The sequence below is a fragment of the Pseudomonas sp. LBUM1659 genome, from assembly GCF_059716045.1.
Genome location: NZ_CP166797.1, coordinates 257,115 through 281,245 on the forward strand (window position 1 = coordinate 257,115; position 24,131 = coordinate 281,245).

Annotated in this window: 21 protein-coding genes; 4 read left to right on the forward strand and 17 right to left on the reverse strand. The window is 59.6% G+C overall.

The window, feature by feature from the left end:
- Positions 1-67: 67 nt before the first annotated feature.
- The 8 genes from ACA048_RS01110 to ACA048_RS01145 form a co-directional block, all read right to left on the reverse strand.
- Complete coding sequence (locus tag ACA048_RS01110; RefSeq protein WP_497627596.1) at positions 68-1,426, reverse strand: LLM class flavin-dependent oxidoreductase; 1,359 nt, start codon at positions 1,424-1,426, stop codon at positions 68-70.
- Positions 1,426-2,619, reverse strand: a complete 1,194-nt coding sequence (locus ACA048_RS01115; RefSeq protein WP_497627597.1) for an SfnB family sulfur acquisition oxidoreductase — start codon at positions 2,617-2,619, stop codon at positions 1,426-1,428. Before ACA048_RS01115 ends, ACA048_RS01110 begins: the two co-directional genes overlap by 1 nt.
- 38 nt (positions 2,620-2,657) lie before the next feature.
- Positions 2,658-3,899, reverse strand: coding sequence for an SfnB family sulfur acquisition oxidoreductase (locus ACA048_RS01120; protein ID WP_497627598.1), 1,242 nt, complete (start codon positions 3,897-3,899; stop codon positions 2,658-2,660).
- A 240-nt stretch (positions 3,900-4,139) separates the two neighbouring features.
- Complete coding sequence (locus ACA048_RS01125; RefSeq protein WP_497627599.1) at positions 4,140-4,907, reverse strand: hypothetical protein; 768 nt, start codon at positions 4,905-4,907, stop codon at positions 4,140-4,142.
- A gap of 492 nt (positions 4,908-5,399) precedes the next feature.
- The gene (gene tcyN / locus ACA048_RS01130) at positions 5,400-6,155 is read right to left on the reverse strand and encodes an L-cystine ABC transporter ATP-binding protein TcyN (protein WP_497627600.1); all 756 of its coding nucleotides are present in this window, start codon (positions 6,153-6,155) and stop codon (positions 5,400-5,402) included.
- 4 nt (positions 6,156-6,159) lie between these two features.
- Positions 6,160-6,825 (reverse strand): cystine ABC transporter permease, encoded by a 666-nt coding sequence (tcyL, locus tag ACA048_RS01135; protein ID WP_497627601.1) that lies wholly within the window; start codon positions 6,823-6,825, stop codon positions 6,160-6,162.
- The gene (gene tcyJ / locus ACA048_RS01140) at positions 6,825-7,619 is read right to left on the reverse strand and encodes a cystine ABC transporter substrate-binding protein (RefSeq protein ID WP_497627602.1); all 795 of its coding nucleotides are present in this window, start codon (positions 7,617-7,619) and stop codon (positions 6,825-6,827) included. Before tcyJ ends, tcyL begins: the two co-directional genes overlap by 1 nt.
- Positions 7,620-7,818: 199 nt before the next feature.
- On the reverse strand, positions 7,819-8,811 hold the full coding sequence (locus tag ACA048_RS01145) for a D-cysteine desulfhydrase (protein WP_497627603.1): 993 nt from the start codon (positions 8,809-8,811) through the stop codon (positions 7,819-7,821).
- Between the two features lie 191 nt (positions 8,812-9,002).
- On the opposite strand from ACA048_RS01145, the gene epsC reads away from it, so the two are divergent.
- Positions 9,003-9,929, forward strand: a complete 927-nt coding sequence (epsC, locus tag ACA048_RS01150; protein ID WP_497627604.1) for a serine O-acetyltransferase EpsC — start codon at positions 9,003-9,005, stop codon at positions 9,927-9,929.
- A 355-nt stretch (positions 9,930-10,284) separates the two neighbouring features.
- On the forward strand, positions 10,285-12,240 hold the full coding sequence (betT, locus tag ACA048_RS01155) for a choline transporter BetT (RefSeq protein WP_497629784.1): 1,956 nt from the start codon (positions 10,285-10,287) through the stop codon (positions 12,238-12,240).
- A 16-nt stretch (positions 12,241-12,256) separates the two neighbouring features.
- Here betT and ACA048_RS01160 read toward each other — a convergent pair whose 3' ends face one another.
- Positions 12,257-12,517, reverse strand: coding sequence for a hypothetical protein (locus tag ACA048_RS01160; protein ID WP_497627605.1), 261 nt, complete (start codon positions 12,515-12,517; stop codon positions 12,257-12,259).
- Positions 12,518-12,613: 96 nt separating this feature from the next.
- Entirely contained in the window at positions 12,614-13,348 is a 735-nt protein-coding gene (locus ACA048_RS01165; protein ID WP_497627606.1) for an SDR family oxidoreductase, read from the reverse strand.
- A 122-nt stretch (positions 13,349-13,470) separates the two neighbouring features.
- Here ACA048_RS01165 and ACA048_RS01170 point away from each other — a divergent pair, with 122 nt between their 5' ends.
- Together ACA048_RS01170 and mgrA are read left to right on the forward strand one after the other, a co-directional pair.
- Entirely contained in the window at positions 13,471-14,361 is an 891-nt protein-coding gene (locus ACA048_RS01170) for a LysR family transcriptional regulator (protein ID WP_497627607.1), read from the forward strand.
- 222 nt (positions 14,362-14,583) lie between these two features.
- Complete coding sequence (gene mgrA, locus ACA048_RS01175) at positions 14,584-15,621, forward strand: L-glyceraldehyde 3-phosphate reductase (RefSeq protein WP_497627608.1); 1,038 nt, start codon at positions 14,584-14,586, stop codon at positions 15,619-15,621.
- A 138-nt stretch (positions 15,622-15,759) separates the two neighbouring features.
- Here the strand turns inward: mgrA and tauD are convergent, their stop codons facing one another.
- From tauD to ACA048_RS01210, 7 genes are all read right to left on the reverse strand, one after another.
- On the reverse strand, positions 15,760-16,602 hold the full coding sequence (gene tauD, locus ACA048_RS01180) for a taurine dioxygenase (RefSeq protein ID WP_497627609.1): 843 nt from the start codon (positions 16,600-16,602) through the stop codon (positions 15,760-15,762).
- 60 nt (positions 16,603-16,662) lie between these two features.
- Positions 16,663-17,496: a taurine ABC transporter permease TauC gene (tauC, locus tag ACA048_RS01185; RefSeq protein WP_497627610.1), complete on the reverse strand. Its 834-nt coding sequence runs from the start codon at positions 17,494-17,496 to the stop codon at positions 16,663-16,665.
- Positions 17,493-18,287, reverse strand: coding sequence for a taurine ABC transporter ATP-binding subunit (gene tauB, locus ACA048_RS01190; protein WP_497627611.1), 795 nt, complete (start codon positions 18,285-18,287; stop codon positions 17,493-17,495). The genes tauC and tauB overlap by 4 nt, the downstream gene beginning before the upstream one ends.
- A 16-nt stretch (positions 18,288-18,303) precedes the next feature.
- Positions 18,304-19,281: a taurine ABC transporter substrate-binding protein gene (gene tauA / locus ACA048_RS01195; protein ID WP_497627612.1), complete on the reverse strand. Its 978-nt coding sequence runs from the start codon at positions 19,279-19,281 to the stop codon at positions 18,304-18,306.
- Between the two features lie 179 nt (positions 19,282-19,460).
- Complete coding sequence (gene gshA, locus ACA048_RS01200; RefSeq protein WP_497627613.1) at positions 19,461-21,044, reverse strand: glutamate--cysteine ligase; 1,584 nt, start codon at positions 21,042-21,044, stop codon at positions 19,461-19,463.
- 258 nt (positions 21,045-21,302) lie between these two features.
- Positions 21,303-21,686 (reverse strand): PaaI family thioesterase, encoded by a 384-nt coding sequence (locus ACA048_RS01205; protein ID WP_008019061.1) that lies wholly within the window; start codon positions 21,684-21,686, stop codon positions 21,303-21,305.
- Positions 21,686-24,010: a Tex family protein gene (locus ACA048_RS01210; protein ID WP_497627614.1), complete on the reverse strand. Its 2,325-nt coding sequence runs from the start codon at positions 24,008-24,010 to the stop codon at positions 21,686-21,688. Before ACA048_RS01210 ends, ACA048_RS01205 begins: the two co-directional genes overlap by 1 nt.
- Positions 24,011-24,131 lie beyond the last annotated feature (121 nt).

A 24,131-nucleotide genomic window follows, 5' to 3' on the forward strand; every position in this document is an offset into this window, starting at 1 on the left:
GCCAGCTCCTACAGGGTTCTGTGAACGCCACAGATCGACCGTAGGAGCTGGCTTGCCAGCGAAGCTTTTAGTGTCGAAAAGCCGAACCAGTGTGTTGCTCAGGCAAATGCGCTGCGCCGTGAAACAGCTTCTCCCGCAAGCTCCCGTCGTCATAAGCAGTCTTGTACGACCCGCGACGCTGCAACTCCGGAATCACCAGTTCAATGAAATCCACGTAGCTTTCCGGGGTGACAATCCGTGTCAGGTTGAAGCCGTCCAGGCCGGTTTCGGCGATCCACGATTCCAGTTCGTCCGCCACTTGCTCCGGCGAACCCACCACGGTGATGTAGCGGCCACCGAGGGCGTGTTGCTCAAGCAGTTTGCGGCGGGTCCAGTCATTGTTTTGGAGGTTTTTGGTCGCCGACTGGATCGCGTTGCTCTTCACGTACTGGATCGGTTCGTCGATGGCGTATTCGGAAAAATCGATCCCGGTCGACGCCGAAAAATGCGCCACACCGGCCTCGGCACTGGCATAGCTCAGATATTCCGCGTGCTTCTTCCAGCCAAGCTCTTCAGTGGCGCCGACAATCACGTTCAGCCCCATGAACACCTTGATGTCCTCGGGGTTGCGTCCGGCTTCGACGGCGCTGGCGCGAACCTTGTCCACCTGGGTTTTGGTCGACGGTTTGTTCTGGCCGCTGATGAATACGCACTCGGCATGGCGCCCGGCGAACAGCAAGCCGCGATCCGAACTGCCGGCCTGGAACAACACCGGTGTGCGCTGCGGTGACGGCTCGCACAGGTGATAACCCTCAACCTGATAGAACTCGCCCTTGTGCTCAACCTTGTGCACTTTCTCCGGCTGCGCGTAGATCCGTTGCTCGCGGTCGTTGAGCACCGCGCCGTTTTCCCAACTGCCTTCCCAGAGTTTGTAGAGCACCTCCAGGTATTCATCGGCCTGGTCGTAACGACGGTCGTGCTCGACCTGCTCGCTCAGGCCCATGGCCTTGGCGGCGCTGTCGAGGTAGCCGGTGACGATGTTCCAGCCGACCCGGCCACGGCTCAGGTGATCGAGCGTCGACATGCGTCGGGCGAACAGGTACGGCGGTTCGTAAGTGAGGTTGGCGGTCAGGCCGAAGCCGAGGTTTTTGGTCACGGCGGCCATGGCCGACACCAGCAGCAACGGGTCGTTGACCGGCAGTTGGATTGACTCTTTCAGCGGCACATCCACCGAGTTCTGGTAGACGTCGTACACGCCTACGATGTCGGCGATGAACAAACCGTCGAACAGCCCGCGCTCCAGCAGTTGTGCCAGTTCTGTCCAGTATTCAATCGTTTTGTACTGCGTGGAATTGTCCCGCGGATGCGTCCACAGGCCATGGTTGATGTGCCCGATGCAGTTCATGTTGAACGCGTTGAGCAGGATCTTCTTTTTGCCGTTGGCCATCAGATGGTCCCTCGTAACGGAGGGTTTTCATCGTTCAGGTAGTAGTTGCCCACCGCGTGATACTTCCAGCGCACAGGGTCGTGCAAGGTGTGCACGCGGGCGTTGCGCCAGTGGCGATCCAGTCCGTGCTCGATCAGCGTCGCCTGGCTGCCCGCCAATTCGAACAGCGTGCTGCCGGCGGCGAGGGAGATTTCGGTGCTGATGGCGCGAGCTTCGGCGACGGCAATCGAGGCGGCGGCGACCGTTTCGGCGTTGGTCTCTGCTTGAGCCTTGTCGAGGAATTCGCCGGAGCGTTCCAGCAGGGCTTCAGTTGCATGCAAGCGAATGCTCAAGTGACCAAAACTCTTAATGGTCAGCGGGTCTTCGGTGGCTTTTTCATGCGTGGCGTCAATCCATGGCCGGGTTTTGGTGCGCACAAAGTGCAGCGCATCTTCATAGGCCGCGCGGGCGATGCCGGTGTCGATGGCGGCGTGGAGGATTTGCGCCAACGGGCCGACGGTGGTCGGGCGTTCGAAAGCGCTTTGGAACGGGAGCACGTCCTCGGCCGCCACATACACGTCTTCGAACACTACCGAACCGCTGCCGGTGGTGCGCTGGCCAAAGCCGCTCCAATCGTCGATGACCGTCAGACCTTGGCTGTCGCGCGGCACGAACACCAGTTGCTGCACACCGTTTTCATCCACCACCGAGGTCGGGATGCGTTGTGCGTAAATCGCGCCGGTCGAGTAAAACTTGCGACCGTTGATGCGATAGCCGTCGCCGTAGCGCTTGAGGCTGGTGACGCGGTCGTGAGCGGTTTTCGTACCCAGTTCGGCGAGCGCATTGCCGAAGCGTTGGCCGGCCAGGACTTCGGCGTACAGACGTTGTTTCTGCGCATGGCTGCCGTTCACGCGCAGCACTTCGAGGGCATAAAAATGGTTCTGCGGGATTTGCCCGAGGGAACCGTCAGCCTGGGCAATCAAGGCGATCACCTTGGCCAGCGTCACGTTGGACACGCCGGCGCCGCCATACTCCTTCGGTACGCTGATACCCCAGAGGCCCGAGCGGGAAAACACCTCCAGTTCCGGGTGTGGCAAACGGCGTTCGCGGTCGCGCAGTGCGCTGTCGCGTTTGAAGTCGTCGGCCAGATCACTGGCGACGACCAGGGCTTGCTCATCGCTGGTTATGACCGCGACGTGGTGGGAATAAGTCATGTGTTTCTCCAGAGATCTGGTCAAAAGGGTTCTGGTCATCAGATCCAGGAATGCCGCGCCGGTAGCGTGCCATTGAGGTGATAGGTGCCGACCGCGTGATATTTCCAGCGCACCGGGTCGTGCAGCGTGTGCACGCGGGCATTGCGCCAGTGGCGGTCGAGGTTGAACTCGGCGAGGGTGGCGCGGCTGCCGGCCAGCTCGAAGAGCTTTTCACTGGCCAGCAGCGAGATCTCGGTGGTCAGCACTTTGGCTTCGGCCACGGCAATCGAGGCGCGAGCCGCAGACTCTGCCGTGAGTGGCGCGGCGTTGACCTGATCGAGCACCTGCCCGGCCTTGCGCAGCAGCGCTTCGGCGGCGTGCAGCTCGATTTTCAACTTGCCGATATCAGCAATCACGTACAGGTCATCGCTGGCCCGTTCGACCTTGGCATCGATCCACGGACGAGCGCTGGTTTTCACGAACTCGATGGCATCATCGATGGCGCCCCGGGCGATCCCGGCGTCGATCGCAGCTTGAATCAGTTGCGACACGGCGCCCTGGAGGTTCGGCTTCTGGTTGATCTTCCAGTTATCCACCACCAGTTCGGCATCGACCCGCACGTTATTGAGCAAAATAGTGCCGCTGGCGGTGGTGCGCTGACCGAAGCCCGACCAGTCATCAACGATGCGCAGGCCCGGCGTACCGCGACGGACGAAGGCCAGCACCTGCTTGCCGTCATCGTTCAACGCTTTGACCGCAACCCAGTGGGCGAACAGCGCGCCCGTGGAGTAAAACTTCTGGCCATTGAGGACAAAGCTGTCGCCGTCAGCGGTGATTCGCGCCTTGAGTTCCAGGGTGTTTTTAGTGCCGCGCTCGGGGCCCGCATTGCCGATGCGCCAGCCATCGAGCACGCTTTTGAACAGCTGTGTTTTCTGCGCTTCAGTGGCGCTGCCCAGCACCAGGTTGAGAATGCCGAACTGGTTCTGCGGGATCTGTCCCAACGCCGGGTCTGCCGCGGAAATGATCGCGAAAACCTCGGCGAGTGTGACGAACGAAACCTGTGGGCCGCCGTATTCACGCGGGATGGCAATGCTGCCTAAGCCGCTGCGGGTGAACTGTTCGATTTCCGCCCATGGCAACTTGCGCTGGCGGTCACGTTTGGCCGCGTGAAGACGGGCGACGTGTGCCAGTTCATGGGCGGCTTCGATGGCTTGCGCGTCGTTGCGCAAGACCTGTGCGGGCAACAACAACGGGGCGACGTCCAGATCACTCTGAACGATTGCATCTGCCAGACTGGACATCAGTGCCGCTCCTTGGCTGCACGCAATGCCCTGGCGATCTGCACTGGGGTGATTGTGTTCCGGACCATACCTACCTCACATCTCATGGGATCGCCGCGTGGTGGGCGACGAATAAAATCAAGAATGTCCGGTGGTCCGGTACATATACCCTAAGCGCGTACAAAAAATAAATAAACTAACTTTTAGGAATATACATAGAAGGGGCATCGGTAGGTTGAACGCTCCCACAGGATGAGTTCTTCACTTTTTCCGGGACTCTTCTGCTGCCTTGAGCTCCTCTCTCAATGGCACTTTCAGATAAGGATTGGCACAGCCAATCTTCAGCCAGCGTGGCGGTGCCCAGCGCGAGTTGTTACCCACGCGGTCGAGGATGCAATACGTCACTTCCAGCCGCAGGTCTTCGCCGGCTTCGAGGATTATCTCCGGCGGCACCCAGACCTGAATCGGCTGCCCCACTTCTCCTGCCTTGAGTCGGGGGAGGTCCATGCGCACATCGCCCCAGCGCAAGGTGATTTCGTCGTCGGTGGCCATGTTCAGGTAAGGCTCGATGGTCAACGGTACGCCGCGTTTGATTTGATTCGGATTGACCCCTTGGCGGCGGATGGTCTCGGGGAGGCTCACGGGCGCCAGGCTCTGGTTTTCGTCGCCGCACTGCGCCGATGGCGGGCCGCCAGGGCAATCCAGTTTGATCTGGACGCGCGTCGCCGGTGACAACGCGGGTCCTAGCCCAACTTGCATAATCTTGTAGTGGATGCGTGCGTAACCGTTGGCAATGAAGCTTTCCGGCACTCGCAGACTGAGCACGTTGCCGCGGTCGTCGGCAGTCAACACCCTGGAGGCGACGTAGCAGTTGTTCCAGTACAGTTCGATGAGATCGCCTGCGTCCATCCCGGGGTAGGGCACCACGTCGATCATGAGATGAGCCGCCGATTTCAAGTTGACGCCGGCCTTGTGCGATTGCGCCAGGGTCGGGGCCGCAAGTTCGGGTGTATTCGAAGTGCTTGTCATGGGGGTTTCTCCTTGAAGCCTTGCAGCGAAGTTCCGTTTCTGAAAGATTAAAAGGCGTGCATTACCCAGCAACAAATCTGCTTGTTATTTGAATGTTGAATAATGCTGAAGTGCAAAGGTTTACGCCTGTTGGTGACTAGATAAGAGTGCGCTTGAATAGGTGTCAATAGAGCTGGCTAGTTAAGTGTTGGATCTCCTGTTATTCAGAATAATCCTACAGGCTGAAGTTAATATGCCGCAGCGCGCTGTCGAACATGGCCACGAATTTAGCGGTGTGCGACGCAGATGGTGGCTTGGGCTCGCTCGGTGGCGAGCGTCGGGTTTAGCGAATTCTAGGCGAGAAAGATCTGTTGCAGGACATATATATGTACCGCACAAGGCGTCAGTTGGATTATTTAAAGTGCGAATGTGGCGAGTAGGGCGGAAGATATTTTACCAGGGGGATAGTTGTCACTTCCGTCCATGGAAGTTAACAAGTAGTGATGATGCTTCTCAGGCGTGAGTGTTGTTCAGGAACTTGCTGAGGAACTGTTTTGTCCGCTCTTCTTTCGGGTTGGCAAACAACGCTTTTGATTCGCCTTGCTCGACGATTACTCCCTTGTCGAAAAACACCACGCGATTGGCCACGTCCCGGGCGAAGCCCATTTCGTGGGTGACGATGACCATGGTGCGTTTCTCCTCGGCCAGGCCGCGGATAGTCGCCAACACTTCACCCACCAGTTCCGGATCGAGCGCCGAAGTCGGCTCATCGAACAGGATCACTTCCGGCTCCATCGCCAGCGCGCGGGCAATCGCCACACGCTGTTGCTGACCACCGGAGAGTCGTCGCGGGTAAGCATCTTCCTTGCCCGCCAGACCGACCTTTGCCAGGAGCTTTTTGCCCAGGGCAACGGCTTCGGCGTGCGGGATCTTCTTCACGATGATCGGGCCTTCGATGACGTTTTCCAGCGCGGTGCGGTGTGGGAACAGATTGAAGTTCTGGAACACGAAGCCGACGTGTTGACGCAGGCGTCGAACCAAACCTTGCTGCTGGTTCAGCGGACGGCTGCCATCGATCTCGATGTCACCGACCTTGATCCGGCCGCTGGTAGGTTCTTCGAGAAAATTCAGGCAGCGCAGAAACGTGGTTTTACCCGAGCCGCTAGGCCCGATGATCGCCACGACCTCGCCTTCCTTCACTTGCAGATCGATGCCGTTGAGCACGACTTGACCCTTGAACTGCTTTGTCAGTTTTTCCACGACAATCATGGGGTCAGGACTCCTGGTCGTGCCGATTGACCCGCTCTTCCAACTTGTTCTGCAGGTGCGACAGCACCGTGGCCAGAATCCAGTAGATCAGCGCGGCGGCAAGATACATGGTGAAAATTTCAAAGGTGCGGGCGGTAATCAGCTGCGCCTGACGGAACAGTTCCGGCACCTGAATGGTGGCGGCCAGCGCCGTGTCCTTGACCAGCGAAATGAAGCTGTTACCCAGCGGCGGCAAGGCCGTGCGCATCGCTTGCGGCAGGATGGCCCGACGCAGGGTTTGCGCACGGGTCATGCCGATACTCGCGGCAGCTTCCCACTGGCCGCGCTCGATGGAGCTGATCGCGGCACGGAGGATTTCGCAGGCGTAGGCGGCCATGTTCAGCGAAAAGCCGATCAGGGCCGCCGGCAGCGGATCAAGTTCGATGCCCAGTTGCGGCAAGCCGTAATAGATCACGAACAGTTGCACCAGCAACGGCGTGCCGCGAAAGAACGACACGTAGATGCGGGCGATCCAGCTCACCAGCTTGAAGCGCGACAGGCGCATCAGCGCCAGGCCGAAACCCATCACCAGGCCGAAAAACATCCCGCCCAGGCTGAGGATCACTGTGTAGTACGCGCCCTTGAGCAGAAAGGGCGCGGAATCCAGTGCGAGTTTGAAAGCTTCTTCCATTATTGAGTGACGTCAGCGCTGAAGTATTTTTCCGAAAGCTTTTTCAGCGTACCGTCGGCACGCAGCTTGTCGATGGCCTTGTCGATTGCTGCAAGCAACTCAGGCTCGCCTTTGCGCAGGGCAATACCGGCTTCCTGGCGGGAGAACGCTTCGCCGGCGGCGGAAGTATCCTTGGCCTTTTTGGCGTATTCCAGCGCGGCAAGGCGGTCGATCAGAATAACGTCGATGCGGCCGACGCGCAGGTCCTGGAACTTGGTCGGATCATCGTCATAGGTCTTGATAACGGCTTGTGGAACGTTCTCCTTGACCCATTGCTCGTAGTTGGTGCCCAGGCCTACACCGACTTTTTTGCCAGCCAGGTCGGCGGCGGTCTTGACGGTGTCTTTGTTCTTGGTCAGGGTCAGCGCCTGAATCCCGGAGACGGTATATGGCGTGGAGAAGTCATACTTCTTCTTGCGCTCTTCGGAGATGGTCACCTGGTTGATCACCACGTCCAGACGCTTGGATTCCAGCGCTGCGAGGATGCCGTCCCATTTGGTCGGTTGCAGTTTGGCCTTCACACCCAGCTCTTTGGCCAGGGCTTCGGAGAACTCGACTTCGAAGCCGGACAGTTTGCCGTCGGCGTCGACGAAGCTGAACGGTGGATAAGTGCCTTCCAGACCGACGTTGATCACGCCAGCGTCTTTGATTTTTTGCAGCTGATCACCAGCAACCGCCTGGCCCAGCAAACCGGCGCTCAGCGCCAGGCCCAGTGAACCGACCAGCAGGTTTCGACGTAGTGCGGAAAAATTCATGACAAGCCCCTGTGTTTTCTTATGGAAGACGCTTTAGGAAAGTTGGCAAATTCGGGATTTGGACGACTGCATATCCTGCCCTAAAGCAGCATATGCGTCTCGCTGCAAATTCGCCTGCGGCGCGACTATATGATGACGCCTTTAGATTGGAAAATACTCAATATTGCTCTGTTTATTCCCAAGTAGCATATGTGATCGACTATAAAAAGTCTTTGTAGGCAAACAACGCCGGTGCGCCACCGGTGTGCAGGAAAACAATCGGTCCCTCATTGAAGCGCCCGCGTCCAATCCCGTCCAGCAACCCGGCCATGGCCTTGCCGGTGTAGACCGGGTCCAGGAGCAAACCTTCCTGACTCGCCAGTAGCTTCACCGCCGCCAGTGTTCCGGCATTCGGCTCACCATAGCGCGGGCCGAAATATTCGTCCCACAGTTCAATTTTGAAACTCGCTGGCAGCTGCACGCCCAGCAGCTCGGCCGTACGCTCGGCGAGGCCCTGGACTTTCGGTCGCTGATCTTCATCGCTACGTGAAACCGTGACGCCGATCACTGGCAATTCCGGCAATGCTTCACTCAGCGCCAGCGCCAGACCGCTGTGGGTGCCGGCGCTGCCCGATGCAAGGACCACGGCGGCAAACTTCAGGCCGGTATCCTTGATCTGCTCGGCCAGTTCCAGCCCGGCGCGTACATAACCCAACGCGCCCAAGGCATTCGAACCACCAATCGGCACCAGGTACGGCTTCTTGCCGTTGTTGCGCAGGCGCTCGGCCAGGGCTTGCAATTGCTCGTCGGCGTTATCGAGGTTTTCCACCAGCTCGACCTTGGCATCGAACAGGTCCAGCAACAGGCGATTGCCGTTGCCGACATAGTTGGCGTCGCCGGTGCCCAAAGGGTTTTCCAGCAGCGCGACGCAACCCAGGCCCAGTTTGGCGGCAATGGCAGCTGTCTGGCGTACATGGTTGGACTGGAGCGCGCCCGCGGTGATGAGCGTGTCGGCACCTTGTGCCAGTGCATCGGCGGCGAGATATTCAAGCTTGCGCAGCTTGTTGCCGCCCATTGCCAGCGGCGTCAGGTCATCGCGTTTGACGTACACATCGCGGCCCAGCCAGGTCGACAAGCGTTCAAGTTTTTCCAGGGCGGTAGGGTGGCCGAGTAAATCGAGACGGTTAAAGCGAGCGAGCTGTTGTTTGATCATGGGTCCGTACTGGCGCAGAAAGATTGTCAGGACTATAGGCACGCCCATTTGCCTGGGCAACCGCCAATCGCTTATAGCCAAAGATTCTGAGCTCTGCACAATTGGTTCTTAATTCGGCCTCAAGACCTTGCCGTAAAGTAAACGCCGTCAGCGCGGCCAGACAGTCCGGCCGCCCGTGAGGAGTTTTTACCGTGAGCGAGCGTTCCAGTCATTGGCAATTGCAGACCATCGTCAGCCAACTGCGCGCGGCGCGTGACGAGTGGCGCGCACAAAATGGTCGTGCCAGTACCGAGCAGGGCGGGCGTGAATTACCTTCGCGTGCGGCCATGGCGCAGATTCTTGAAGCGCTCTGCGGGGCGCTGTTCCCGATGCGCCTGGGGCCGGTGGATTTGCGCGAAGAGAGTGAAAACTTCTACGTCGGCCACACCCTTGATGTGGCGTTGAACGCGCTGCTGGCGCAGGCGCGGCTCGAATTGCGCTATGCCGCTCGCCACAGTCAGCAGGCAGACGCTGAGATCGAGGCAAACACCATTCAGATCATTCAGGACTTCGCGCTCGCCTTGCCAGGGCTGCGCAGGTTGCTGGATAGCGATGTTCTGGCGGCCTATCACGGCGACCCGGCGGCGCGCAGTGTTGATGAGGTATTGCTCTGCTACCCGGGCATTCTGGCGGTGATTCACCATCGCCTGGCCCACCATTTGTACCGCGCCGGGTTGCCGTTGCTGGCGCGCATCAGCTCGGAAATCGCTCACTCGGCCACCGGTATCGACATTCACCCTGGTGCGCAGATCGGTCGCAGCTTCTTCATTGATCACGGGACGGGCGTGGTGATCGGGGAGACCGCGATTATCGGTGAGCGGGTGCGGATCTATCAGGCGGTCACACTGGGCGCCAAGCGCTTCCCGTCCGATGAAGACGGTCAGCTGCAGAAGGGTCATCCGCGGCATCCGATTGTCGAGGATGATGTGGTGATCTATGCCGGGGCAACGATTTTGGGGCGGATCACGATTGGCAAGGGCTCTACCATTGGCGGTAACGTCTGGCTGACCCGTAGCGTGCCAGCAGGGTGCAACCTGACGCAGGCGAATTTGCAGCATGATGATGGGACGCAGAAGTAGATCTGGAATCTCGATTGACTGATCCGGCCTCATCGCGAGCTTGCTCGCGATTGGATTTCAAGCCGGGCCGAGATAAAGGCATTTAGCTAAACCTCAACTGAACGAATCCTCAAAAACCCTCCTCTTACCCATCCTTGAGCTAGCGTACGAACAGTACCGCCGAGCCTTGGAATTAGTCCTTAGTCCCCTATCCATGTTTAACTTGAACGTTCATTCAAGTTAAATCGGCAGTTTGCTGCCCGCTCACAACAGGAGGCTTGCCTTTGCTGAGTCTGATTTCTACAGCCATGTTTTATCCCTTCGAGGTGCACGTTTCATGAGTGCATCGTCCCTTCCACCCAGCGGCCTGGTCCGCATGAACCCGCCAGTGTTTTACTTCTCGGCGAGCTTCATTCTGCTCTTCGGCATTGCCGTTATCGCCATGCCTGAACAGGCCGGGGCCTGGTTGCTGGCGGCGCAAAACTGGGCGGCCAATACGGTCGGCTGGTACTACATGCTCGCGATGACCCTGTATCTGGTCTTCGTGGTGGTCACCGCCTTGTCCGGCTACGGCAAGATCAAGCTCGGTGCCGACCACGACGAGCCCGAATTCAGTTACCTGTCCTGGGCCGGCATGCTGTTCGCCGCCGGGATCAGCATCACGCTGTTTTTCTTTTGCGTGTCCGAACCGTTGACCCACTTGGCGCAACCACCGCAAGGCGAGGCCGGTACGGCGGATGCGGCACGTCAGGCGATGCAGATTCTGTTTCTGCACTGGGGCCTGCACGGCTGGGGCGTGTTCGCATTTGTCGGCATGGCTCTGGCTTACTTTGCCTACCGTCACAACCTGCCGCTGGCGCTGCGTTCGGCGCTGTATCCATTGATCGGCAAGCGCATCAACGGCCCCATCGGTTATGCGGTGGACGGCTTCGGCATCATTGCCACGGTGTTCGGCCTCGGTGCAGACATGGGTTTCGGTGTGCTGCACCTCAACTCAGGGCTGGATTACCTGTTCGGCATCGCCCACACCCAATGGATTCAGGTCGGCCTGATCACGCTGATGATGGGCGCGGCGATCATCGTCGCGGTGTCCGGCGTCGATAAAGGCGTGCGGGTAATGTCCGACATCAACATGCTGCTGGCCTGCGCGCTGCTGCTGTTCGTGTTGTTCGCCGGCCCCACACAGCACCTGTTGAACACGCTGATCCAGAACATCGGCGACTACCTCGGCGCCTTGCCGATGAAGAGTTTTGATCTGTACGCCTACGACAAACCCAGCGACTGGCTCGGCGGCTGGACGGTGTTCTATTGGGCCTGGTGGATCGCGTGGTCGCCGTTCGTGGGCCTGTTCATCGCGCGGATTTCCCGTGGCCGCACCATCCGTGAATTCGTCTTCGGCGTGCTGTTGATCCCACTCGGCTTCACCCTGGCGTGGATGTCGATCTTTGGTAACAGCGCCATCGATCAAGTGCTCAACCACGGCATGAGTGCGCTCGGCATGTCGGCCATCGACAACCCGTCGATGACCCTTTACCTGCTGCTGGAAACCTACCCGTGGAGCAAAACCGTGATCGCCGTGACGGTGTTCATCAGCTTCGTGTTCTTCGTCACTTCGGCCGACTCCGGCACGGTGGTGCTGTCGACGTTGTCCGCCAAGGGGGGCAACCCGGATGAAGATGGGCCGAAATGGTTGCGGGTGTTCTGGGGCGCGATGACCGCGCTGGTGACCAGTGCGCTGCTGTTCTCCGGCAGTATCGATGCATTGAAGTCGGCAGTGGTGCTGACCTCGCTGCCGTTCTCGCTGATCTTGCTGTTGATGATGTGGGGGCTGCACAAGGCGTTCTACCTGGAGTCCCAGAAGCAGATCGCGCAACTGCATTCCCTGGCGCCGGTGGCCGGCTCACGACGCGGTGGCTGGCGTCAGCGCTTGAGTCAGGCGGTGCACTTCCCGTCCCGCGATGAGGTGTACCGTTTTCTGGATTCGACGGTGCGCCCGGCGATTGAGGAAGTGTCGGCGGTGTTCGTCGAGAAGGGTTTGAATGTGATCACGCAACCGGACCCGGCCAACGACAGCGTCAGCCTGGAAATCGGTCACGGTGAACAGCATCCGTTTATTTATCAGGTGCAGATGCGCGGCTATTTCACGCCATCCTTTGCCCGAGGCGGCATGGGGTCCAAGCAACTTAACAACCGTCGTTACTACCGGGCAGAAGTGCATTTGAGCGAAGGCAGTCAGGACTACGATCTGGTGGGTTACACCAAGGATCAGATCATCAACGACATCCTTGATCAGTACGAACGGCATCTGCAGTTTTTACACTTGGTACGTTAGCCGTGCGGGGCCTGTTTCAGGCCTCGGCGCTCATCACCATGAACAGCACCAGCGCTGCCACCGGCACACTGAACACCGCCGTGCCGATCGCCAGTTCTGAACTCAAGGGGTGGCCGGCAGTGACCACGCCGATGGCCCCGTTGATCACCGTCAATGCCAGCCACAGGACTACAAAGCTGTAGGTCAGTGTCTGGCGGCTGAAGCCGATTTTCTCGCCGATGACCAGCATCATGGCGAGGAGGGCCAGGCCGAAGGTGATGATGATGGCTGTGTGCATGGTGCGTTTCACCCGTTCGATGTGTGTTGTCTGATAAACCGCTTTCGCGAGCAGGCTCGCTCCTACAGGTTCGCTGCGGTCTTTATGTGAGCTTAGTTAAACCAACCCACCATTGGCGCGCAAAATCTGCCCATTGATCCAGGCCGAATCCGGCCCGACCAGAAACGACACCACGCGAGCAATATCCTCCGGCTGACCCAGGCGCTCCAGTGGAGGCATCTTGGCGAAGTTCTGGATCTGTTCTTCACTCTTGCCGTGCAAAAACAACTCGGTTGCAACCGGCCCCGGCGCCACGGCGTTAACGGTGATGTTGCGCCCGCGCATTTCCTTGGCAAACACCTGAGTCAACGATTCCACCGCCGCTTTGCTGGCGATGTACACCGCGTATCCCGGCAGATTGAGGCCGACGGTGCTGCTGGAGAAATTGACGATCCGCCCGCCACTGTTCAAACGTGTCGCCGCTTCGCGCAAGGTGTTGAACGTGCCACGGGCGTGGATATTGAAGGTCTGCTCGAACAGTTCATCGGTGTGCTGCGCCAGTGGCAGCACCTTGAGGATGCCGGCGTTGTTGACCAGCACATCGACTTTCCCCAGCTGTGTTTCGGTCTCGTCGAACATCCGGCGCACCTCGTCGGCGTTGGCTACGTCAGCCTTGATCGCTATGGCTTGATGGCCGGCCTGGCGCAATTCCACTACCAGGGTCGAGGCTTCGGTGGCGCTGCTGGCGTAATTGATGGCGACAGCGAAACCGTCGCTGGCCAGTTGTCTGGCGATCACGGCGCCGATGCCACGGGAGGCGCCTGTAACGATGGCAACTTTCTGAGTAGTCATGGTGCTGATTCCTGATGAGGTGGTTGGCTTGGTGTGAAGCCAGATTCACATGTGTACTCAGGCCGATAAATGCACGAGAGTTGCCTTGACTGTTCAATAATCGCCAACAATCGGAGCCCCACGTGGATCAAGTCAAAGCGATGAAAGTCTTCGTGCGGATCTACGAGCGCAGCAGCTTCACCCTGGCGGCCGAAGACTTGAACCTGCCGCGCGCAACGTTGACGCACACCCTGAATCAGTTTGAAGCCTGGCTCGGCACGCGGTTGCTGGAGCGTAGTACGCGCAAGGTGCGTCCGACGCTGGACGGCGAGGCCTACTATTTGCGCTGCGTGCAACTGCTGGCGGAACTGGAAGAGGCCGAGCTGGCGTTTCGCGGCTGCTCACCGAAAGGCCGGTTACGCGTCGACCTGCACGGCACGCTGGCGAAAAGTTTTGTGATCCCGACATTGCCGCAATTCATGGAGCGCTATCCACAGATCGAACTGTCCATCAGCGAGTCCGACCGCTTTGTCGACTTGATCGCCGAAGGCGTCGACTGCGTGCTGCGCGCGGGCACGTTGAGTGATTCGGCTCTGATCGGAAAACGCATTGCCAACCTGCGCCAGATCACCTGCGCCAGCCCCGCCTACTTGCGCAAATACGGCGAACCGAAAACCCTCGACGACCTCAAGCATCACCGTGCGGTGAACTACGTCTCACGCACTACCGCCAAACTGTTTCCGTTCGAATTCATGGTGAATGGCGAACTGAAGGAAGTCGCCATCGACGGCGCGCTTTCAGTGTTCGGCGCGGAAATCTACGCCGCCTCTGCCATCGCCGGGCTGGGGCTGATCCAGTGCCCGCATTACCGGATGGAAACCCAGATTGCCCAGGGGCTGGTGCGGGAAGTCCTCACCGATATGCCGCCACCGCCGATGCCGGTTTCGGTGTTGTACCCGCACAACCGCCACATGTCGCCACGGGTCCGGGTGTTTGTGGATTGGTTGGGGGAGGTGTTTGCGGGGGCAATTTGAGAGCAGATCGTTCCCATGCTCCGCGTGGGAATGCATCCGGTGATGCTCTGCGTCACTTCAAAAATCGGAACGCGGAGCGTCCCTGGCGGCATTCCCATTAAAAATCTGTGAAACGTTTCAGCATTTTCTCGCGTCCGAGGTTTATCGGCGTTTGTCTGGGCGTATGCTGGGCAACTTGCGACGCAGTCGATACCGCATTCAAGACCGACAAGAGAGGATTCGATGACCTACACCGCTGCCGAAAACCGCTACGACTCCATCCCTTACCGCCGCGTGGGCCGCAGCGGTCTGGTGCTACCGGCGCTGTCCCTGGGGCTGTGGCACAACTTCGGTGACAGCACGCCGATCGACAACCAGCGCGCGTTGTTGCGCACGGCGTTCGACCTGGGGATCAACCACTTCGACCTGGCCAACAACTATGGCCCGCCGTACGGCAGCGCCGAGATCAACTTCGGTCGTTTGCTGAGGGAGGACTTCAAGCAGTATCGCGACGAACTGATCATCTCCAGCAAGGCTGGCTGGGACATGTGGCCGGGTCCTTACGGGCAGGGCGGTGGCTCGCGCAAATACGTGCTCGCCAGCCTGGATCAGAGCCTGCAGCGTCTGGGCCTGGATTACGTGGACATTTTCTACTCTCACCGTTTCGACCCGGACACCCCACTGGAAGAAACTGCCAGCGCACTGGCCACTGCTGTGCAGCAAGGCAAGGCGTTGTACATCGGTATCTCGTCGTATTCCGGGGTGAAAACCCGTGAAATGGCGGCGCTATTGAAAGAGTGGAAAGTGCCGCTGCTGATTCATCAGCCGGCGTACAACCTGCTCAATCGTTGGGTGGAAAAGGATCTGCTGGACGTCACCGACGAACTCGGCACTGGCGTGATTGCTTTCACGCCGTTGGCGCAGGGGCTGCTGACCGATAAATACCTTAATGGCATTCCGAAGGATGCGCGGGTCAATCGCCCGGGCGGTGGTTCGTTGCAGGAGTCTCATTTGTCAGAAGCCAACATCGCCCATGTGCGCGGGCTCAATGAGATTGCCAAGCGGCGTGGACAGAGCCTGGCGCAACTGGCGTTGGCGTGGACGTTGCGCGATCCGCGGGTGACGTCGGCGCTGATCGGTGCGAGTCGGCCGGAGCAGATTATCGAGAACGTCGGGGCGTTGAAGAATTTGAGCTTTAGTGCTGAAGAACTGGCGGAGATTGACCGGTTTGCCCAGGAAGGCGGGATCAATCTTTGGGAGAAGCCTTCGACGGCTGAGTAACCGAGTACTGATCGTTCCCACGTCGAGGCGTCGAACCGTCCGCGTGGGAATGCCTCAGCGGACGCTCCGCGTTCGGCTTTGGATGGGACGCGGAGCGTCCCGGGCTGCATTCCCACGCAGTGCGTGGGAATGATCGGGTTACCGGAAGAACGGCACATCCCCCAACACCGTCGCCCGCTGCATCACCCGACGCGCCGGCCGGTAGTCATCCACGGCGTAATGCTGGGTCACGCGGTTATCCCAAAACGCCACGTCATCCTTCTGCCAACGCCAGCGAATGGTAAACTCCGGCCGCGTTGAATGAGCGAACAAAAATTTCAGAATCACTTCGCTCTCGGTTTCCGACAACTCATTGATCTTCGACGTGAAGCCTTCGTTGACGAACAACGAGCGGCGTCCGCTCACCGGGTGTGTGCGAATAACCGGGTGCGATAAAGGCGGATTTTTGCGTCGCGCTTCTTCCCATTGAGCCAACGCTTCAGGCGTATTGCCGTAGCGCTCAAGTGGGAACGAACGAGTGAAATCGTGAGTCGCAGTAAGCCCTTCGAGCAAGGTTTTCATCGGCGCGGACAAGGCTTCATACGCCGCTATCCCGCTGGCCCACAATGTGTCGCCACCAAACTCCGGCAGCAGCTTGGCGCTGAGCACCGCGCCCATCGCCGGGGTCGGCAGGAAGGTCACGTCGGTGTGCCAGATCGCGTTGTCGCGCACGTCGGTGACGGCGGTGTCGAGGATCAGCACTTCGGGCTGTTCCGGCACATTCGGGTAGATCGGGTGAATGTGCAGGTCACCGAAACTCGCGGCGAATCGTGCCTGCTGCTGTGGGGTGATCGGCTGGTCGCGGAAGAACAGCACTTGATGTTTGAGCAGCGCCTGCTCGATGGCGTCGCGTTGTTCCGGGGTCAGCGGTTGGCTGATGTCGACGCCGCTGATCTGTGCGCCGAGAGCCGAGCTTATGGGGACGATCTTCAGGCTGCTCATGGTATTTCTCTTCGAATTCGGGGTGTAGAGCTTTTGTAGGGTTTTTCGCATGATGATTTTTCAGTGAGCCTGGCCATGCCACGGCACCAGTTTGCGTTGCAGGGCGCGCAGGCCCATTTCCATGGCGAAGGCAATCAGCGCAATCACCAGAATCCCCAGCACCACCACATCGGTGACCAGGAACTGCGCGGCCGACTGCACCATGAAGCCCAGCCCGCTGGTGGCGGCGATCAATTCAGCGGCGACCAGGGTCGACCATCCCACACCCAAGCCAATGCGCACACCGGTCAAGATGTCTGGCAAGGCACTTGGCAGAATCACATGACGAATCAACTGTGCCCGAGTCGCACCCAGCGACTGCGCGGCACGTAATTTGGCCGGGTCGACGGTGCGCACGCCGGTGGCGGTGGCGATGGCAATCGGGGCGAAAATCGCCAGATAAATCAGCAAGACTTTCGACAACTCACCGATGCCACACCAGATCACGATCAGCGGCAGATAGGCCAGCGGCGGAATCGGCCGGTAGAACTCGATCAGCGGATCAAGAATGCCGCGAGCGATGCGGTTGTGACCGATGGCGATGCCGACCGGCACCGCCGTCAACACGGCAAAGCCCAAGCCCAGGCCGATGCGGCTGAGGCTCGCGCCCAAGTGCTGCCACAAGGTTGAATCCATGTACCCCGTGGTCACCAGCAGCCAGCCTTTTTGCAACACGGCGGATGGAGGCGGCAGGAACAGCGGTTCGATCATTCCCGTGGCGGTGACGGCCCACCAGAGGGCAACGAGCGCGACCAGTGTCAGTACGCTGATCCAGCGCGTGCTGAGACTGCGACGAACCGCAATCAACTTCGAGCCCGGTTTCAGCGCTACGGCTGGAATTTCATAGCTGCTCATGCGCGCTCCTGCCGCGTGGCGGCGCTGCGTTGGGAGAACACTTTGGCGAGCACGTGTTCGCGGGTTTCGATAAAGCGTGGGTCGGACTTGATGGCCCGGGCCGACTCACCGGCAGCATAACGCTGACCGAAATCCAGGCTCAGGCGCTCGACGATTTGCCCAGGATTGGGCGCCAGCAGAATCAGGTCTGTGGCGAGGAACACCGCTTCTTCAATGTCGTGGGTGATCAAGAACACCGGTTTGGCGGTGCGCTGCCAGACTTGCAGCAGCAACGCTTGCATCTGCTCGCGGGTGAAGGCATCGAGGGCGCCGAAGGGCTCGTCCATGAGCAAGACACGAGGATCGGCGGCCAATGCGCGGGCGAGGCCGACACGTTGCTTCTGGCCGCCCGAGAGCTGCCAGATACGACGGTTTTCGAAGCCGGAGAGGTCGACCAGTGCGAGCATTTCCCGGGCACGGATTTCACGTTTTTCCCGGGAAACACCGGCCAGTTCCAGACCGAATCCGACGTTGGCCAGCACATCCTGCCAAGGCAGTAACGCGTCGTCCTGAAACACCACGCCACGTTCGGCGCTCGGGCCGTTGACCGGCACACCGTCGAGGGTGATGCGCCCGGCGCTTGGCTCGACAAAACCGGCAATCAGGTTCAACAGCGAAGTCTTGCCACTGCCGGACGGGCCGAGGGCGACCAACAATTGCTGGGGCCCCAGACTCAGGGAAATATCCGCCAGTACCGGTTCCGGACTGCCGGGGTACTGTGCGCTGATGCGCTCCAGCTGTAGCAAGGCCATCGCAGTAAACTCCCGATCAGTTGGTGATGAACTTGGCGCTGACGTACGGGGCGTAGTCCGGCAGCACGGCTTCGACCTTGCCTTGTTCCTTGAGGAACGTGGCGGTGTCGGTGATGGCTTTGGTGGTCGGCGCGCCGAGGGTGATTACCTGATCAGCCGCCAGCGGGTAGACGTTGCCTTGCAGCAGCAGCGGAATATCGCTGGCCTTGGCACCGGAGAGTTTCACCAGTTTGTCGACATTGGATTGATTGGCGAGCCAGGCTTTCGGGTCTTTGCGGTAATCGGCGTAGGCGTCGAGGGTGACCTTGGCGAACGCGGTGACGATTTCCGGGTGCTTCTCGGCGAAGTCTTTGCGCACGATCCAGGCATCGAAGGTCGGCGCGCCGAACTTGGCCAGTTCACCCGAGGTGATCAGCACTTTGCCGTTTTCCTTGGCCACGCCGAGGGCTGGGTCCCAGACGTAGGTGGCGTCGATGTCACCGCGTTTCCACGCGGCAATGATTGCGGGTGGCGCAAGGTTGATCACGGTGACTTTCGACGGGTCGATGTTCCAGTGCTTCAGTGCGGCCAGCAGGCTGTAGTGACCGGTGGAAACGAACGGCACGGCGATTTTCTTGCCAATCAGGTCCTGCGGGGTCTTGATCCCGGAACCGTCGCGAGCGACCAGCGCTTCAGCGGCGCCGATCTGGGTGGCGATGAGGAAGGTTTCGACCGGGACTTTGCGGGTGATCGCGGCGGTCAGGGGGCTGGAACCGAGGTAGCCAATTTGCACGTCGCCGGAGGCGATGGCGGCGATGATGTCGGCACCGTTGTTGAATTTGCGCCAGTCGATTTTGGCGTTGGTGGCTTTTTCGTAAGCGCCGTCGGCCTGGGCAACTTTCGCCGGGTCCACGGTGGTCTGGTAAGCGACGGTGACGTCAGCCGCCTGGGCAAAGAAGCTCGCTGCAGCCAGAGAGGCGGCCGCCAGGAGGCGAAGAGGGAAATGCAGTTTCATTGGGAAGCTCCTTGTCAGGCGACCGAGAGTCGGCGTGAAAGGAGACTAAATGATCTAAAAATACGAAAATAAATAACTTTTTCGAATGAGCTTATGTGTGGAAACTAGTAGACCTCCCACTGATCGTTCCCACGCAGAGCGTGGGAACGATCAAGGAACAGGGGATCTGCATTGGCTGGTTAGTTACTGATCGCCAGAATACTCGCCTGATACGACCCGACAAACACGTCGAAATCGCCGACTTCGTTCTGCTCCAGCTCAACCTGTGCCGCCAGCGACGAACGCGCCAGTGTTTCAAATTTCGCCTGATCTTCACCACTCAAAGGCTCGCTGCGGAAAAACTCCGCATGCGCCCGGCTCTGACGCAGAGAGAATTGAGCAAAGCTTTCGTTGTGCTCGGCCATGGCCGCCAGCACCTGGGCCGAAGGCGTCAGCGACGGATCCTTGACCTTGGCCAGCTGAGCATCCAGCGCCTTGCTATGAGCATCGCCGCCATGGCTTTGATCCAGCATCGCGGCCAGTGGCGCAATCTGCTCCAGCAACTCGCTGGCCCATTCTTTCAGGTCCACTGGTTGACCGTTGCGGTGCAATTGCAGGCCCGGACGGCGACCTTCCTTGACCACGCTGAGGAAGTTGGAGGTGGCGTTGCTGCAAGAGGTATTGGTCAACAACGGGCTGTCGTTCAGCGCGCAATACAGCAGGAACGCGTCGAGGAAGCGCGACTCGGTGAGGTCGATGCCCATCGGCAGAAACGGGTTGATGTCCAGGCAACGCACTTCAACGTACTGAATGCCACGAGCAACCAGCGCCTGAATCGGCCGTTCACCGGTGTAGGTCACGCGTTTCGGACGGATGTTGGAGTAGTACTCGTTTTCGATCTGCAGGATGTTGGTGTTGAGCTGAACCCACTCACCGTCTTGATGCGTGCCGATCTCGACATACGGCGCATACGGTGTGGCGACCGCTTGGCGCAGGCTGTCGGTGTAACTCGACAGGTCGTTGTAGCACGGCGTCAAACCGGCCTGGGCGTTGCTCTGGTAACCCAGATCGCTCATGCGCAAACTGGTGGCGAACGGCAGGTACAAGGTGTCCGGGTCCAGTTGTTCCAACTGGTGCGAACGACCGCGCAGGAAGCCGGCGTCCAGTGCTGGCGAGGCGCCGAACAGGTACATCAGCAGCCAGCTGTAGCGACGGAAGTTACGGATCAGCGCGATGTAGGCCGAGGACTGGTAGTCGCGGTCGGTGCCTACAAAGCCTTCCGATTCCTTGAGCAGCGGCCAGAGCTTTTCCGGCAGGGAGAAGTTGTAGTGGATCCCGGCGATGCACTGCATGGTCTTGCCGTACCGCAGGGCCAGGCCCTTGCGGTAAACGTACTTGAGCTGACCGATGTTGGACGTACCGTAATAGGCGATCGGAATGTCTTCCTCGGCCGGCAACGGGCACGGCATCGAGGGGCTCCACAGAAACTCGTTGCCGAGTTTGCTGTAGGCAAAGCGATGAATCTTGTCCAGGCTCGCCAAGGTATCTGCCGGGTCGGGCAGGGCGGGCGTGATGAACTCCAGCAGCGACTCGGAATAGTCGGTGGTGATTTGTTCGTTGGTCAGCGCGGAACCCAATTCTTCCGGGTGCGGCGTTTGCGCCAGGCGACCTTCGCCGGTCACGCGCAGGCATTCACGTTCGATGCCGTGAAGGCACTGTTCGAGCAGAGAGAGGTTAGCGCGCTCGCCAAGCAGGGCCAGGCGGCGGTTGAGAAGTTCGCTCAAGTTGGATTCCTTCACGCGTCAGTCGCCCCAATATGGGGGTGGGCAAGACGGTCTACAAGGGTGAAGTTAAAACTGGCGTTTTCGCCTGGTTTTGGAACTTGCCGCAATCAATGTGGGAGCGGGCTTGCTCGCGAAGGGGGAGTGTCAGTCAACAAATAAATTGCCTGATACACCGCCTTCGCGAGCAAGCCCGCTCCCACAGGGTATTTCTGCGCAGCGGTTACAGCGCTGAAATTAACTCAAATTGATGACGAGTAGCTACAGGACAGCGAACGTGCCTTGTGCTTTTGCGACCAGTTTGTCGCCTTGCATCACATCGGCCTCGACCACCAGCGTGCGGCGGCCCGGGTGAATCACCCGCGCCGTGCACATCACTTCACCGTCTGAAACGGCGCGAATGTAGTTGATCTTGCATTCGATGGTCGCGCTCTGCTGGTCAAAGCCATGGGTGCTGGAACAAGCCAGCCCCATGGCAATGTCCACCAAACTGAACAAAGCCCCGCCGTGCAGCTTGCCGCCGCGATTGCGCAGCTCTGGCTCAAGCGCCAGGGCGACTTGCGCCACCCCGGTTTCCAGGCTGTGCAAGCGACACCCCAGCAGCTTGAAAAACGCGCTCTCGGTCAGCCCGGCGGGGATCTCCATCAGCGTTTCTTCAACTGCTTGGCATTAGCGAACAGCGACGCCATCGCGTTGTTGCTCGGGGCCGCCGCGGTGGTTTCCTTGCGCGGTGCGGTGTTCTGGGATTGGCGTGGCGCCGACCCCGGACGTGCACCGCGAGCGCCGTCGATTTTCTCGCCGGGGGTGTCGCTCACGCGCATCGACAGGCCCACGCGTTTGCGCGGGATGTCGACTTCCATGACCTTCACTTTCACCACATCACCGGCCTTGACCGCTTCGCGCGGATCCTTGATGAACTTCTCCGAAAGCGCAGAGATATGCACCAAACCGTCCTGATGCACGCCGATGTCGACGAACGCACCGAAGTTGGTCACGTTGGTGACGACGCCTTCGAGGATCATCCCCAGTTCGAGGTCCTTGAGGTCTTCGACGCCTTCCTGGAACTCGGCGGTCTTGAACTCTGGACGCGGGTCACGGCCCGGTTTTTCCAGCTCTTGCAGGATGTCAGTGACCGTTGGCAGACCGAAGGTTTCGTCGGTGTACTTCTTCGGATCAAGGCGCTTGAGGAAGCTCGCGTCGCCGATCAGCGAGCGGATGTCGCGGTCGGTTTCAGCGGCGATGCGTTGCACCAGCGGGTAGGCTTCCGGGTGAACGGCCGACGAATCCAGCGGGTTGTCGCCGTTCATCACGCGCAGGAAGCCTGCGGCCTGTTCGAAGGTTTTTTCGCCCAGACGTGCGACTTTCTTCAACGCGGCGCGGGTTTTGAATGCGCCGTGCTCATCGCGATGGCTGACGATATTCTGTGCCAGGGTCGCGTTGAGACCGGAGATGCGCGCCAGCAGCGCCACGGAGGCGGTATTGACGTCGACACCCACGGCGTTCACGCAGTCCTCGACCACCGCGTCCAGACCGCGCGCCAGTTTCAGCTGCGAAACGTCGTGCTGGTACTGGCCGACCCCGATGGATTTCGGATCGATCTTCACCAGCTCAGCCAGTGGATCCTGTAAGCGACGGGCAATCGACACGGCGCCACGGATCGACACGTCCAGATTCGGGAATTCCTTCGACGCCAGTTCCGATGCCGAGTAGACCGATGCGCCGGCCTCGGAAACCATCACTTTGGTCATCTTCATCGCTGGGTATTTCTTGATCAGCTCAGCGGCCAGCTTGTCGGTTTCGCGGCTGGCAGTGCCGTTGCCGATAGCGATCAGGTCGACCGAATGCTTGGCGCACAGGGCAGCGAGAATCGCGAGGGTCTGATCCCATTTGTTGTGTGGCACGTGCGGGTAAACGGTGGCGTGATCCAGCAGCTTGCCGGTGGCGTCGACCACGGCGACCTTGCAACCGGTGCGCAGGCCCGGGTCGAGACCCAGCGTGGCGCGCGGGCCGGCCGGTGCCGATAGCAGCAAGTCGTGCAGGTTGTGCGCGAACACGTTGATCGCTTCGGTTTCCGCGCCATCGCGCAGCTCACCCAGCAAATCGGTTTCGAGGTGGGTGTAGAGCTTGACCTTCCAGGTCCAGCGCACCACTTCGCCCAACCATTTGTCGGCGGCCCGGTTCTGGTTCTGGATGCCGAATTGCTGGCCGATCATGCCTTCGCACGGGTGCATGGTGCCCGGCAGCTCGTCGCCGACTTTCAGCGCGGAGCTCAGAATGCCTTCGTTGCGGCCACGGAAAATCGCCAGCGCGCGGTGCGACGGCATGCTTTTCAGCGGTTCATCGTGTTCGAAGTAGTCGCGGAACTTGGCGCCTTCCTCTTCCTTGCCGGCGATGACGCGGGCACTGAGGGTGGCTTCCTGCTTCAAGTAGCTGCGCAGTTTGTCCAGCAAACCGGCGTCTTCGGCGAAGCGTTCCATGAGGATGTACTTGGCGCCTTCGAGGGCTGCCTTTACATCGGCCACGCCTTTTTCAGCGTTGATGAAGCGTGCGGCTTCGGTGTCCGGGGTCAGGGTCGGGTCGTTGAACAGGCCGTCGGCCAGCTCGCCGAGGCCGGCTTCCAGGGCAATCTGGCCCTTGGTGCGGCGCTTCTGCTTGTAGGGCAGGTACAAGTCTTCGAGGCGGGTCTTGGTGTCGGCGAGTTTGATGTCGCGCTCAAGTGCAGGGGTCAGCTTGCCTTGCTCTTCGATGCTGGCGAGGATGCTGATGCGCCGTTCGTCGAGTTCTCGCAGGTAGCGCAGACGCTCTTCCAGATGACGCAACTGGATGTCATCGAGGCTGCCGGTCACTTCTTTCCGGTAACGGGCGATGAAGGGAACGGTAGAGCCTTCATCGAGTAGCGCGACGGCCGCTTCGACCTGTTGTGGGCGTACACCGAGTTCCTCGGCGATGCGGCTGTTGATGCTGTCCATAAAACCACCTGACAAATTGTGAAAGCAGGCTCGCAGGCGCAGAATCAAAGGCTCTGCGAGTCTGGTTGAGCGGCCTGGCCTGCGCCGCTGCCTGGATCAAAGGGCACCCCATTGACCCGTG

Bases quoted from the DNA above. Each gene is read 5' to 3' on its own strand.
- mgrA (WP_497627608.1), top strand. From the start codon at position 14,584: ATGACCTACACCGCTGCCGAAAACCGCTACGACTCCATCCCTTACCGC.
- betT (WP_497629784.1), top strand. From the start codon at position 10,285: ATGAACCCGCCAGTGTTTTACTTCTCGGCGAGCTTCATTCTGCTCTTC.
- tcyJ (WP_497627602.1), bottom strand. From the start codon at position 7,619: ATGAATTTTTCCGCACTACGTCGAAACCTGCTGGTCGGTTCACTGGGC.
- ACA048_RS01165 (WP_497627606.1), bottom strand. From the start codon at position 13,348: ATGACTACTCAGAAAGTTGCCATCGTTACAGGCGCCTCCCGTGGCATC.
- ACA048_RS01145 (WP_497627603.1), bottom strand. From the start codon at position 8,811: ATGATCAAACAACAGCTCGCTCGCTTTAACCGTCTCGATTTACTCGGC.
- tauA (WP_497627612.1), bottom strand. From the start codon at position 19,281: ATGAAACTGCATTTCCCTCTTCGCCTCCTGGCGGCCGCCTCTCTGGCT.
- ACA048_RS01205 (WP_008019061.1), bottom strand. From the start codon at position 21,686: ATGGAGATCCCCGCCGGGCTGACCGAGAGCGCGTTTTTCAAGCTGCTG.
- ACA048_RS01125 (WP_497627599.1), bottom strand. From the start codon at position 4,907: ATGACAAGCACTTCGAATACACCCGAACTTGCGGCCCCGACCCTGGCG.
- tcyN (WP_497627600.1), bottom strand. From the start codon at position 6,155: ATGATTGTCGTGGAAAAACTGACAAAGCAGTTCAAGGGTCAAGTCGTG.
- ACA048_RS01110 (WP_497627596.1), bottom strand. From the start codon at position 1,426: ATGGCCAACGGCAAAAAGAAGATCCTGCTCAACGCGTTCAACATGAAC.
- ACA048_RS01120 (WP_497627598.1), bottom strand. From the start codon at position 3,899: ATGTCCAGTCTGGCAGATGCAATCGTTCAGAGTGATCTGGACGTCGCC.
- tauB (WP_497627611.1), bottom strand. From the start codon at position 18,287: ATGGCCTTGCTACAGCTGGAGCGCATCAGCGCACAGTACCCCGGCAGT.
- tauD (WP_497627609.1), bottom strand. From the start codon at position 16,602: ATGAGCAGCCTGAAGATCGTCCCCATAAGCTCGGCTCTCGGCGCACAG.
- ACA048_RS01160 (WP_497627605.1), bottom strand. From the start codon at position 12,517: ATGCACACAGCCATCATCATCACCTTCGGCCTGGCCCTCCTCGCCATG.
- tcyL (WP_497627601.1), bottom strand. From the start codon at position 6,825: ATGGAAGAAGCTTTCAAACTCGCACTGGATTCCGCGCCCTTTCTGCTC.
- ACA048_RS01115 (WP_497627597.1), bottom strand. From the start codon at position 2,619: ATGACTTATTCCCACCACGTCGCGGTCATAACCAGCGATGAGCAAGCC.
- ACA048_RS01210 (WP_497627614.1), bottom strand. From the start codon at position 24,010: ATGGACAGCATCAACAGCCGCATCGCCGAGGAACTCGGTGTACGCCCA.
- tauC (WP_497627610.1), bottom strand. From the start codon at position 17,496: ATGAGCAGCTATGAAATTCCAGCCGTAGCGCTGAAACCGGGCTCGAAG.